This is a genomic window from Moraxella cuniculi, from assembly GCF_900637105.1.
GTDB lineage: Bacteria > Pseudomonadota > Gammaproteobacteria > Pseudomonadales > Moraxellaceae > Moraxella > Moraxella cuniculi.
This window is the reverse complement of record NZ_LR134343.1, coordinates 310,634-322,688: the sequence shown is the minus strand read 5'-3', so window position 1 is coordinate 322,688 and position 12,055 is coordinate 310,634. Positions and strand designations below refer to the sequence as shown.

General features: G+C 46.6%; 10 protein-coding genes. 5 read left to right on the top strand and 5 right to left on the bottom strand.

Annotated elements, in window-relative coordinates; all coding sequences use genetic code 11:
* Position 1: 1 nt before the first annotated feature.
* Positions 2-568, bottom strand: coding sequence for a lipoprotein insertase outer membrane protein LolB (lolB, locus tag EL162_RS01555; RefSeq protein ID WP_126331631.1), 567 nt, complete (start codon positions 566-568; stop codon positions 2-4).
* Positions 569-637: 69 nt separating this feature from the next.
* Positions 638-2,680: a tetratricopeptide repeat protein gene (locus EL162_RS01550; protein ID WP_227543417.1), complete on the bottom strand. Its 2,043-nt coding sequence runs from the start codon at positions 2,678-2,680 to the stop codon at positions 638-640.
* A gap of 262 nt (positions 2,681-2,942) precedes the next feature.
* Between EL162_RS01550 and hemA the strand changes: the two genes are divergently transcribed.
* Complete coding sequence (gene hemA / locus EL162_RS01545; protein WP_126329610.1) at positions 2,943-4,295, top strand: glutamyl-tRNA reductase; 1,353 nt, start codon at positions 2,943-2,945, stop codon at positions 4,293-4,295.
* Positions 4,296-4,859: 564 nt separating this feature from the next.
* Here the strand turns inward: hemA and EL162_RS01540 are convergent.
* Positions 4,860-6,521, bottom strand: coding sequence for an electron transfer flavoprotein-ubiquinone oxidoreductase (locus EL162_RS01540; protein ID WP_126329608.1), 1,662 nt, complete (start codon positions 6,519-6,521; stop codon positions 4,860-4,862).
* Positions 6,522-6,787: 266 nt separating this feature from the next.
* Between EL162_RS01540 and EL162_RS01535 the strand changes: the two genes are divergently transcribed.
* The 3 genes from EL162_RS01535 to EL162_RS01525 all read left to right on the top strand — a co-directional run bounded on the left by EL162_RS01535 (position 6,788) and on the right by EL162_RS01525 (position 9,074).
* Positions 6,788-7,393 (top strand): DUF1285 domain-containing protein, encoded by a 606-nt coding sequence (locus tag EL162_RS01535; RefSeq protein ID WP_126329606.1) that lies wholly within the window; start codon positions 6,788-6,790, stop codon positions 7,391-7,393.
* Positions 7,394-7,500: 107 nt separating this feature from the next.
* Complete coding sequence (gene murI / locus EL162_RS01530) at positions 7,501-8,361, top strand: glutamate racemase (RefSeq protein WP_126329604.1); 861 nt, start codon at positions 7,501-7,503, stop codon at positions 8,359-8,361.
* Between the two features lie 533 nt (positions 8,362-8,894).
* Positions 8,895-9,074, top strand: a complete 180-nt coding sequence (locus tag EL162_RS01525) for a hypothetical protein (protein ID WP_076554891.1) — start codon at positions 8,895-8,897, stop codon at positions 9,072-9,074.
* 50 nt (positions 9,075-9,124) lie between these two features.
* Here EL162_RS01525 and EL162_RS01520 read toward each other — a convergent pair whose 3' ends face one another.
* Together EL162_RS01520 and msrA are read right to left on the bottom strand one after the other, a co-directional pair.
* Positions 9,125-10,489 carry a lytic murein transglycosylase gene (locus EL162_RS01520; RefSeq protein WP_126329602.1) on the bottom strand — a complete coding sequence of 455 codons (1,365 nt, stop codon included), beginning with the start codon at positions 10,487-10,489 and terminating at the stop codon, positions 9,125-9,127.
* A 165-nt stretch (positions 10,490-10,654) separates the two neighbouring features.
* A complete protein-coding gene (msrA, locus tag EL162_RS01515) occupies positions 10,655-11,185 on the bottom strand; it encodes a peptide-methionine (S)-S-oxide reductase MsrA (RefSeq protein WP_076554893.1) in 531 nt (176 codons plus the stop codon).
* A gap of 84 nt (positions 11,186-11,269) precedes the next feature.
* On the opposite strand from msrA, the gene cmoA reads away from it, so the two are divergent.
* Positions 11,270-12,034, top strand: coding sequence for a carboxy-S-adenosyl-L-methionine synthase CmoA (cmoA, locus tag EL162_RS01510; RefSeq protein ID WP_126329600.1), 765 nt, complete (start codon positions 11,270-11,272; stop codon positions 12,032-12,034).
* Positions 12,035-12,055 lie beyond the last annotated feature (21 nt).

The following is a 12,055-nucleotide window of genomic DNA, read 5'->3' as shown; positions in this document are numbered from 1 at the left end:
CCTATTGATGAGCAATGGTCAGGGTAACACGATGACCGTCAGCGTGCGTGATTTGTAACCGTGTTGGTAGATTGGTTTGGTTATAAGAAAATTCTGCAACCCATGCACCATTAACAGCACGCACTAGGCGACCTGTGGCATCTTGAGTGCTGTCAGAGTCGCTGGGCGATATGCGACCAACAATCCAATAGGGCAACTGGGAAATGGGAGCTTGCCAGCCTGTTGCATTGTACAACAAAGCCTCTGGACTGTCCGCTGTGATTGTGCCTGTGCGTTCGCTTGAGAGCGTGGCAGTTGTGCCATCATAGCGGATTTCAGTCGCTCCAATGCCCAACGCCCCTGTCAAATCCATTGCAAATCGCTCACCTTGTTGCGACCAAGCGTAGAATGCACTGCCTGATTGCCTACCATCTTGTGTCAGGGTGATGATGCCAATCTTGCCTGTGATGGCAAATTGAATCGGTGCGTCAGCAGTTTGGGGGGTGCTTGATGGCGTAATGCCTTGTGTGGTTGCACAGCCGCCAAGCAATAAGGCGGTCAGCCCGCAAGACAGGACGGCTTTTTTGATGGTGATTGCCACTGGGCGTTGGACTGGCAAATCATGTGCTGTAGTGTTATTCATAAGTGGATTACCGTTTTAATAAATCTGACTGTCAAGCTGTGCATCTTGGTTGTTTAAGAAACGAGTTTGGAGGTCGGCAAGCAGTGTATTGACTGCTTCGGTATCGCCCAATCCTTGATAAGCACGCAACAAAGTAATGCCAGCAGGCAGTGTTGGCATGACTTCATAAGGGGCTTGTAGATAGTCAATGACCGCATCGTAATTGTTCTGAGCTAGGGCATGATTGGCAAGCACCAATAGGGCATCAAGCTGCAATTGACTGTCGTAGCTTGGGTCATCAAAGTTGATATTGCTGATTGCCAAAGCAGTGTCCAATGCCTGTGCGTCATTGGGGTTTTGGCTTAGGCGAAATTTGGCATCTGCCAGTTGATAGTAGGGGTTAAAGCTATCAATCTCAAGCAGGCGATTGATGGCTTGTCGCTTATCTTCTGGCTCCAATTCATCTTCTAACAATTGAAAACTGGCATACAGCAGACGATCGTCATTGGTCAGCTCACGATTGGCGATGGTGAGCAGGTCTTTGGCTTGTTGTTTGTTGCCTTGCCGCAAATAAATCTCCGCCTGCAAGATATAACTGTCGGTGGCATAAGAGCTAAATTCATCACGCAATCGCACCAGTGCCTTGATGGCAGCATCGCTGTTGTTTTCTGCCAAATAAAACCCGACGGTTTTTTTGGTGGCATCAAGCACATATTCGTAGTGATTGACCTTTTCATAATGCAGTCGTGCATTGGTTGTATCGCCCAGCCGTTCATAGCCGATACCGATGTAATAATTGGCTTGGTTGGCGATGTCTGGCAGTTTTGTGAGTGGCTCAAGCAAAGCAATGGCATCGGCAAAACGGGCACTGTCTAGCCCGACCAATCCAGCCAATAGCGTAATGTCTTTGTCTTTGGTGTTTTTTACCGCTTCATTGAGCAGTTGCCATGCTTTGGTCAAATCGCCTGTTTCGATAAGATAGCGAGCTTCGTACAGGTATAGCTCTTTTTCGGTTGGTTGTTGTTTGCGTGCTTGCGATAAAAATTGCCACAGCTCGTCCATGCGACCAGCAGCACGCAGTACATTGAGCTTTAGCGTGATGAATGCTAGGTTGGTAGGCTCACTGGCAAGGGCTTGGTTGATGTGCAATCGTGCCGCTTCAGGGTCGTTTAGCCCCATCAAGATACCAGCACGCAACACAGCAATAGAGGCGTTGGTCTCGCCCAGTCCTTGCAGGGCGTATAACAAAGCACGCTTGTCTTCGGCTTTTGGTGGAATAATACCTGTCAAAATTTGCCCCAAATCAGCACGAGGATCGTAGTGCAAAATGGTTGAAAGCATGGCGGCGGCTTGTTTGTACTCACCTGCCTTGAGTGCCAAATGCGTTACATAAAACCAAGCAGGCATATGCTCAGGGTTGGTGGCTTGCCATGCACTGGCGAAGGCAAGTGATTTGTTGGGCGTTTCGTATTCAATGGACAAAGATAAGGCACGCTCAAACACGCTGGTGGCATTTTTTTTAAAAGATTCCATCTTATAAATGCTTAACGCTTTGGCAATCTCGCCTCGATCGGCGGCAAATTCAGCCTTGAGCAGTGCGTACAAATCGGGCGTATCAAGCACAGGCTCGATATCATCGGCAATCAGCGTGTCATCAGAGAGCATGGCGGCAATATCTGCCTGCAAATCAGGCTCGCCAGTTGCCAGCGTATCATCTGTCATCAGCAAAGATGGCAAGGGGTCATCATTGCCATCATCAGGCAATGACGGTGGTGCGTCATCTGCATCGGCGGTGTCTGCTTGCTCGGTGGCAGGGTTATTTTCTGCTTGGGGTGCAGGCTTATAAAAAGGCAATAATATCCTAAGCAAAGGATCGAAGATGTTCGCTTGAGCATTGGTTGCCATCAGCGAAGTGCCAATCAACAGGGTGGCACTTAGGCACAGGGTGAGCGTTGATGGGCGATGGGCAGATTTGCTGTGTGAACATTTTGGCGGGCAAATTGTAGGTGCAGGCTGATAAGCCACACGCTTGGTGTTGCCTTTTCGCCAAATTCGCCGATTGCACCAAAATTGCTTCATGATGAGTATAAACCACGCCAAATCCCAAAACTATATTATAAGGCTGTTTTTGATAAGTGCAAATAAAACCAACAAAAAATGACAAGAAAATTGCAAAAATATCCCACTTGGGCTGATTTGTTACCAAGTTTTTGTCAAAAATGATTGTCGGTAGAAAAATTTAGCAAAACCATGCGTAATTTCTTGGCGAATTTGCCACAAAAACGCCGTTAGCTGTTATAATAGGCAGTTTAATTATTTGTGCCATTTTTGACGGTTTGTTATGAGATTAGCGGTTATCGGAGTCAATCATAAGACTGCCCCTGTTGCGTTAAGGGAGCGGCTGTCGTTTGGCTCGGATATGCCACAGGCAATCACGCAATTATCATCACAGGTTGCAGGTTGTGCCATTGTTTCAACTTGCAATCGCAGCGAGCTGTATGTAGGCATTACTGATGACTCTGCCGCTGATGAGATGATGGCAGATGATGATGTCGTGCAGACAATGCCAGCAAACCTGCATGCCGTTGCCCAGTGGCTTGCTCAATTTAAAGGCGTAGCGTTTGATGAGATTGCACCTTATCTGTACACTTATCAAGATTCTCGTGCGTTGAACCACTGGTTGCGTGTGGCAGCGGGGCTTGATTCGATGATATTGGGTGAGCCGCAGATTTTGGGGCAGATTCGCCAAGCGGTTGCCATCAGTCGCGAGCATGGCGGTGTTGATAGAGAGTTTGGCTGGCTGACTCAGCAAGTATTTGCCGCTGCTCGCACTGTCCGCCGTGATACCAAGCTTGGCGAACAGGCGGTAACTTTGGGCTTTGCCACTGCCAAACTTGCCACGCAGATTTTTGACAATCCAAGCGAGCTTAGTTTTTTGTTGGTGGCAGCAGGGGAGATGAACCGCTTGGTGGCTCATAATGTTGCCGCATTGGGCGTAAAAAAAATCATCATCGCCAACCGCAGTCCTGCACGAGCCGAAGCATTGGCCGATGAACTGCAAGCAATGGCAACAGCGGCAGGTCGGCAGTTGCAATTGCAGCTTGCCACGCTTGAGCAATTGCCAGAGATTTTGCCACAGGCGGATATTGTCAGCAGTTGCAGTGGCAGTATGCAAACGCTCATTGATGTGGCGATGGTTAAGCAAGCACTCAAGATTCGCCGCCATCAGCCGATGTTGTTGGTGGATTTGGCGGTGCCGCGAGACATTGAGTCGGCAGTTGGCGAGCTGGACGATGTGTATTTGTATTCGGTTGATGATTTGCAACATGTGATTGCAGGCAATATGGCAGAGCGTCAGCAGGCGGCTGTTGAGGCGGAATTGTTGGTTGGTCAGCTGGTTGCTGAGATAGAGGCACAAATGCAGGTTCAGCTGGCACGCAGTCATATCCACAATTATCGGCAGATGGCACAGGATTATACAGATTCGTTGTTGTCAGAGGCGATGGCACAGCTTGAACAAGGTCAAGATGCCAAAGCTGTCTTGGAGCAATTTGCCCATCGTGTCAGCCGCACATTGATGCACAGTCCTTCACGACTTATCCGCCGCAGTGCCCAATATGGCGATAACAAGGTGCTAGAGATGGTGTCGCATGAGCTGCTGCATAGCCATCGCCAATCCAAATCTTCGCAATAATTTTAGCCAGCAAACCAAGGGCTGGCGGTGTAATCAATTGCCATCATCGGCTTGGCAAATTATCCTGCCAGATACGCCAAAATCTTTTATTAAAGTAGATTAAGCGTGTTAATTTGCTAATTGCAATTTTTCAATTTTTCAATTTTTCAATTTTTCAATTTTTCAATTTTTCAATTTTTCAATTTTTCAATTTTTCAATTTTTCAATTTTTCAATTTTTCAATTTTTCAATTTTTCAATTTTTCAATTTTTCAATTTTTCAATTTTTCAATTTTTCAATTTTTCAATTTTTCAATTTTTCAATTTTTCAATTTTTCAATTTTTCAATTTTTCAATTTTTCAATTTTTCAATTTTTCAATTTTTCAATTTTTCAATTTTTCAATTTTTCAATTTTTCAATTTTTCAATTTTTCAATTTTTCAATTTTTCAATTTTTCAATTTTTCAATTTTTCAATTTTTCAATTTTTCAATTTTTCAATTTTTCAATTTTTCCGTGCGTTAAGTTTTATTAACTAATAAATTTATAAAAATAAAAAACACGCCATTTGTAGGCGTGTTGTTGTGTTACATATTTGGGTAGTTTGGGCCACCGCCACCTTCGGGAGCAACCCAAGTGATGTTTTGGGCAGGGTCTTTGATGTCGCAGGTTTTGCAGTGGACGCAGTTTTGGCTATTGATGACAAATTGTGGCTCTTCGCCTTCTTTTTGCACCACTTCATAGACGCCAGCAGGGCAGTAACGCTGAGCAGGCTCGGCGTACAGCGGTAGGTTGCTGGCAATCGGCACGGTCGGATCGGTCAGGCGTAAGTGGCAGGGCTGATCTTCGGCGTGGTTGGTGTTTGAGATAAAGACGCTGGAGAGCTTATCAAAGGTCAGCTTGCCATCGGCACGAGGATAGTCTGGCTTGTAGGCGTGGCTTGCCTTGTCCAGCGTGCTAAAGTCAGGCGTGGTATCGTTGATGGTCAGAGGCATTTTGCCGTTGAGTAGATTTTGTTCTACAAAAGAAAATGCTCCGCCCAACCAAGCACCCATGCGATGCTGTGCAGGTGAGAAATTGCGTGCCTGATAAGCATCGTCAAATAGCCATGAATTCTCAAAGGCGGTCTGATATTCATGCACTTCATCGCCGCTACGACCTGCTTTGATGGCGTTAAAGATGCTCTCGGCAGCAAGCATGCCTGATTTCATCGCTGTGTGCGTGCCTTTGATTTTGGCAGGGTTTAAAAATCCTGCATCATCGCCGATTAGCACCCCGCCAGCAAAGCTAAGTTTTGGTAAGCTGTTCAGACCGCCTTTGGTCAAGGCTCTTGCCCCATAGGATAGGCGTTTGCCACCTTCCAAAATTGGGCGAATGACAGGGTGTAGCTTGAGCCTTTGTAGTTCATCAAATGGCGAAACATGAGGATTGTGGTATGATAAATCAACCACAAGACCGAAACTGACTTGATTGTTTTCGGCAAAATACAAAAACCAGCCTCCTGTCGTGCCTGTCTCTGACAATGGCCAGCCAGAGCCGTGCATGATGACACCTGTTTCGTGCTTGTCGGCATCAATCTCCCACAATTCTTTTAGTCCGATGCCGTAGTGCTGCGGGTCTTTGTCCTTGTCCAGATGGAAGCGGCTGATGAGTCGCTTGCCCAGATGTCCACGACATCCTTCGGCAAAAATCGTGTATTTGGCAACCAGCTCATAACCTGCCTCAAAACTTGGCTTAGGCTCGCCTTTGGCATTTAGCCCCATATCGCCTGTTACCACTCCTCGCACCGAGCCATCTTCATGGTATAAGATATCGCTGGCGGCAAAGCCTGGGAACATCATCACCTCTAGGCTCTCGGCTTGTTCTGCCAGCCAGCGTACGACATTGCCCAATGAGACAATATAATTGCCCTCGTTGTGCATACTGCTTGGTATGATTGAGCTTGGCAGTTTGACGCTTTTGGTGGCACCAGTTAGCATATAGACACGATCTTCGGTGGCTGCCACGGTCAGTGGGGCATTTTTTTGTTGCCAATCAGGAATCAGCTCGTCCAACGCCCGAGTCTCCATCACCGCACCTGATAGTGTATGGGCACCAAACTCTGAGCCTTTTTCGATAACACAGACGCTAAAATCATCTCGACCATCGGCGATGGCCAATTGACGCAGACGAATGGCAGCTGACAATCCAGCAGGTCCACCGCCAACAATCACCACATCAAATTCCATAGATTCGCGTTGAATTTGCATGAAAATACCCTCAAATAATTATGTAATATTTATAAAAAAGCGTGCTCGCCATCAGGCTCGGCTGGCAAATAATTTGGTTCGTGATAAAATATTACTGCTTATTGTAGCAATCCTGTCAAATTAGGCAAGTTTTTTTGTTGCTGCTGTGGATAAGCATACCAATCTTGGGCGGTATTATCATGGTCTGCATTTATGTCATTTTCTTATGATGATTTGGACAAGCCGATGGCAACAAATTCTTAAGCCTGCTGATGGAGCATTGATAAATGAAACAAAATTTAAATATAATCAATAAGTTAAACCAAGATTTGAATGCGGCAACTGGCACGGCAGAACGCACACGCAAGATACCGCCTTTGCAGAAATGGCAACCGAACAGCACCTCGCCACTGGATATTAAGATTTGTAGTAATGGCGAATGGTGGCATGAAGGCACAAAAATGACCCGCCAGTCACTTGTGGATTTATTTGCCAGTGTATTATGGGCGGAATATGTTGATGGGCAAAAGGTGTATTATCTAAAAACGCCAACAGACAAATATCGGATTGATGTTGCAGATACGCCATTGTTTATCAACCAAGTAAGGCAGGTTGTGGATTTGGGGCTGTTGTGGGTTGAGTTTGAGACAACCAATGGCGATGTGATACGGCTTGATGATGAGCATGATTTGTATTTTGCAGAGTATGAGGGCGTATCTCGGCTGTATATTGATACTCGTTTTAATCTGACGGCACGGCTGATGAATAATGCCATGTATCATTTGGTGGAGCTTGGCGAGGTTTATCAGACTGATACGCACACACATTTGCACATCACAAGCGGTGGTAAGGTGCATATTGTCAGCCAGCCAAATGAGCCATCTGAGCGGTAGCGGATATTGTTTTTGTGCAGGTTTTGTTATAATAAGAAAGCCTTTGTGGCGTATTATTGTGTCATGTTGGACGGTGGTTGCCGTCATAGTGTGGGTGATGGTGCTTGATGATTGATACCAAGACAGAATTGACGACCAAGACAAGCGATGCACCGATTGGTATTTTTGATTCGGGCGTGGGTGGTTTGTCGGTGTTTCGGCATCTGCAACAACTGATGCCCAATGAGCGTTATGTGTATTATGCCGATACGCAAAACATTCCCTATGGCAGCAAGTCTGGCGATGAGATTTTGTTTTTGACATTGCAAGCGGTGGATTGGCTCTGCCAACAAGGCTGCAAGCTGATTGTCATAGCCTGCAACAGTGCTTCGGCACACGCATTGACGGCGGTGCGTTCACATTGTAGCGTGCCGATAGTAGGCTTGGTGCCTGCGGTCAAGCCAGCTTGCCAAATCAGCCAAAACAAGCAAATCGCCGTGCTTGCCACTCAGGCGACGCTCCAAGGCAGACTGTTGGCACAGGTGATTGATGAAGTGGCAACGCCCAATGCGATAATCGTGCATAAGCATTTTGAGCCGATGCTCGTGCCATGGGTGGAGCTGGGTATGCCTATCGATCATCAGGTGGCGGATTTGCTTATCGAACAAATGCAGGTTTGGCACAGTCAGGGGGTTGATGTGGTGGTGCTGGGCTGTACGCATTATCCATTTTTTCGCCAGTTTTTGCAGGAATGGATTGACAGCCGTGCGGTAAATATGGCTTTGCTTGATTCGGGGGCAGCGATTGCCGAACGCGTCAAATCTTTGTTGGATTTTTTTGGGATAAAGAGTAGCCACCATCAGCCAGCCGATGTTGTTTTGACTTTTTATGCATCAAGCATGGCAGGCGATGTGGCAAATACCGCACAGCGATTGGCAGGTGTGCCGATGGCGTTTGTGGACAGTGAATTCGCCCCCTTATATCCATAGCAATATTATGGATTTGGGTGGTAAAATTGCCCAATAAGTGGCTTTTGTTTATTTTTTATAAACTTCAATATGTAAAAAAGTTAAAATAACCAGCAATATAACCAAAAAAGCCACCAGATTGTCATCAGGGTGCTTGTTTGCTTGAAAATGATTCAGATAAAAAATCAGCAGTCCACAAGCAATGGTTGAGACAGTCAAAATAACTTTTTTCATTGGGTGGTTTTCTTGAATGGCAGTTACATTGTTTTGCGATATTCCGATATTTTTACATCGGAGATTTTGGCTCTTTTGTATTCCACTCGTATTTCTACCAAAACAACGCTCTAAAATTTCATTGTGGTATATACAAATCAACAATCCAGCAGAAATTTAACCTGACAGCGATGGGCAACTTGCAACAAAATACCATTATCCCCAGCGATGACGGTTTGCATTTTTGATAAAAATTTGTTGTAATAACATAAATCGCTGCGGTGGCAGTCGCCATACGCACCTGCGATTGCGTACCATTGAATCATTAAAAGGAGTATGTGATGACAACTGACAAATCAACCTTGCGTGATGAAATTGAAAAATTTGATGAATTGACCGAAACCATGCACGATGCCGAGAAAAAACGCACGCTTGCCGAGCAGGTTGCTTACCTAAAAAGCCAAGGCATTGACCCAGCAAAAACCTATGCCGAATGGGACGATGACAAGCAGGACGATTGATTGAACATGATTAAAAATCCCAAGTGTAGGCTTGGGATTTTTTGATGGGATTATTTGACAGGTACAAGCGATGCCGAGCCGTCAGCGTTGATGACACGCCGATAGGTCGTGCCAGTTGGGCTGCTGACAGATGGCGTGATGGTGCTAGGCTTGGTGGCTGTGCTGCCCAAGTTATTTGCAGGCGTGCTGTTTTGCTTGCCTTGACTGGTGATGAGCCGATGGAATTTTTGCCCTGCACGGCCGTCAGGATTGACCCCAGCTTTGCGTTGATAATCCATGATGGCACGGCGGGTGTTGTCGCCAATGATGCCATCAACCGCCCCAATGTCATAACCTGCATCAATCAGCCCTTGCTGGATTTCTTTGGCTTCACGGCGGCCGATGCCTGGGTCATCAGTTGGCCAAGCGGTGGCAAAATCGGTGTTGGTATTTTCGCTTGTGATCAAATCGGACAAATGGGCGATTGCCAAAGCGTAGCTTTCTGAGGCATTGTAGCTGTAAAAGGTGTCAAAATTTTTGCCCACCAAAAATGCAGGGCCGTTTTTGCCAGCAGGCAACAATAGACCTGCCGAAGCCATATTGTCAGGCAGTGGTTTACCATTTGGCAGGGTGATGCCCTGTGATCGCCAATGGCTGATGGACTGCTTATTGCGGCGGCCACTTGAGCCATCATAGCCATTTAGCTTGACTTCATAACCCCACGGCTCGCCACTGCGATAGCCTCGTTTTACCAAAAAATTGGCGGTGCTTGCCAGTGCATCGGCTTTTGAGTTTACCAAGTCTTTGCGACCATCACCATCAAAATCCACCGCAAGCTCTAAGAATGTGCTGGGCATGAATTGCGTTTGTCCAAAAGCACCCGCCCATGAGCCTGTCATATCCTGCGGTCTGATGTCGCCATTTTGTACGATTTTTAGGGCATTGGCAAACTCACCACGAAAATATGACTGGCGACGATCAAAGCATGAGAGGGTTGCAAGGCTGTCAAAGAGATTTTTCTTGCCAAGCGTTTGCCCAAAATTACTCTCCACGCCCCATACGCCAAGCACATGCTCAGGCTTGACGCCATAGCGACTTTCGATACGCCGTAGCACATCGGCTTGCTCACGCTTGGCACGGATACCATCTTCGACGCGTTCGCTATCAACCAGCGATGCCAAATAATCCCAGACATCTTTTTTAAACTCGGGCTGATAATTCAGTGAGCGAATCACGCTCGGATCTGGCTGTGCAGGGCGATAAGCCTCAAAGGTTGCCGAAGAAACGCCACGAAAAGCAGCGGTGTTTTTTAGGGTATTTAAGCACTGCTGAAACTCGCTGTTGCTAAGATTGGGCAGGTCATTGCCATTGGCAGATGCGGTGCTAACTGCACCCAAGCCTGCCAAGACAAGGGCTAGATAGGCGGAGATTTTCATAAGAATCCTTAAGTTGTGGCAAATACGCCTAGCTTAGCCAATTTTGGCAAAAAATTCAAAACAAAAATCATCTTGGCGGTGAATAATTGGGCAATTTCGCCAAAATCAACCAAATCAGCAACAAAGCGGTAAGATTACCACGCAAAATAATTTGGCTTGGGTGGTTTATGAGCGAAGCAAATGTGCGTAACTGGCACGCAATTTGGCAAGTTTTGGCGGAATAACCATCGCACAATAAGCCTGCGTGGGGTTGTTGGCATAGTAGTTTTGGTGGTAGGCTTCTGCTGGATAAAAGCTCACAGCTGGTTGCACTCGGGTAACGATATTCATGCCATCATCGCTTAGCTCGGTGATGAGCTGCTCGGCAGTTTTGGCTTGTGCTTCGTTATAATAATAAATCACTGACGCATATTGTGTGCCAATGTCGTTGCCTTGGCGGTTTAGGGTGGTGGGGTCGTGTGTGGCAAAAAACACCGACAAAATATCATGCGTGCTGATGATGGTTTCGTCATAGCTGACCTCTACCACCTCAACATGGTCAGTATTGCCTGTGCAGACGGCGGGATAATTGGCGGTTTCGGCGGTGCCGCCAGCATAGCCACTGACGACCGACACCACGCCTGACAAAGAACAAAAAACCGATTCGGTACACCAAAAACAGCCACCGCCCAGCAGTATTGTTGTTGTATTATTCATAACCACTCCAAGGATTTTGTTTATTTATCGCAATTTTTGTGCCAATCAATGCTATAATAGACGCATTTTAGTGTAGCACAAACCATGCCAAACGCCAAACACGATACCTTATTTACCACGCCTTTGGACAAATCCGCACGCTTTAGTTTTGATGAAGAAGTGGTGGCGTGCTTTCCTGATATGATTCGCCGCAGTGTGCCAGGCTATGGGCAGATGCTGGCGATGTTGCCGATTTTGGCACGCAGGCATTGTCTGTTTCGCCAGACGACAGCACAGGGCAACAAGGTTAGCCGTGTGTACGATTTGGGAACTTCGCTTGGGGCGGCAAGTTTTGCTTTGGCGGATAAATTTGCCGCAGATGAGCTTGAGATTGTCGCCATTGACATCTCGCAGCCGATGATTGATAAAGCAAAAACAGTGCTTAGCGAGCATTATCCGCAGCACAATATCCGCTTTGAGTGTGCTGATGTGTGTCAAGTGGAATTTGCCGAGTGCGATTTGATTATTATTAATTTGACCTTGCAGTTTTTGCCACCGAATCGGCGACTTGAGCTATTGACCAAGTGCTATCATGCGTTGGCATCTGGGGGTATTTTGATTTTGACCGAAAAAACCCATCTTGATGATGAGCAGTATGATGCTTGGCGTGTTGAGCGGTATTATGATTTTAAAAGAGCCAATGGCTACAGCGAGATGGAAATCAGCGGCAAACGCAACGCCCTTGAAAATGTCCTCATCACCGACACGCTACAGACGCATTATGACAGGCTACAGCAAGCAGGTTTTCAGCGGTGCTTGACTTGGTTTATGTTCCTAAACTTTGCCTCAATTGTGGCATTTAAACCCTAAAATAACGCCAAGCCAACGGCT

Excerpts from the sequence above, each read along its gene's own strand:
- EL162_RS01550 (WP_227543417.1), bottom strand. The coding sequence starts at position 2,680 with ATGAAGCAATTTTGGTGCAATCGGCGAATTTGGCGAAAAGGCAACACC.
- EL162_RS01520 (WP_126329602.1), bottom strand. The coding sequence starts at position 10,489 with ATGAAAATCTCCGCCTATCTAGCCCTTGTCTTGGCAGGCTTGGGTGCA.
- hemA (WP_126329610.1), top strand. The coding sequence starts at position 2,943 with ATGAGATTAGCGGTTATCGGAGTCAATCATAAGACTGCCCCTGTTGCG.
- EL162_RS01540 (WP_126329608.1), bottom strand. The coding sequence starts at position 6,521 with ATGCAAATTCAACGCGAATCTATGGAATTTGATGTGGTGATTGTTGGC.
- EL162_RS01525 (WP_076554891.1), top strand. The coding sequence starts at position 8,895 with ATGACAACTGACAAATCAACCTTGCGTGATGAAATTGAAAAATTTGAT.
- cmoA (WP_126329600.1), top strand. The coding sequence starts at position 11,270 with ATGCCAAACGCCAAACACGATACCTTATTTACCACGCCTTTGGACAAA.
- EL162_RS01535 (WP_126329606.1), top strand. The coding sequence starts at position 6,788 with ATGAAACAAAATTTAAATATAATCAATAAGTTAAACCAAGATTTGAAT.
- msrA (WP_076554893.1), bottom strand. The coding sequence starts at position 11,185 with ATGAATAATACAACAACAATACTGCTGGGCGGTGGCTGTTTTTGGTGT.
- murI (WP_126329604.1), top strand. The coding sequence starts at position 7,501 with ATGATTGATACCAAGACAGAATTGACGACCAAGACAAGCGATGCACCG.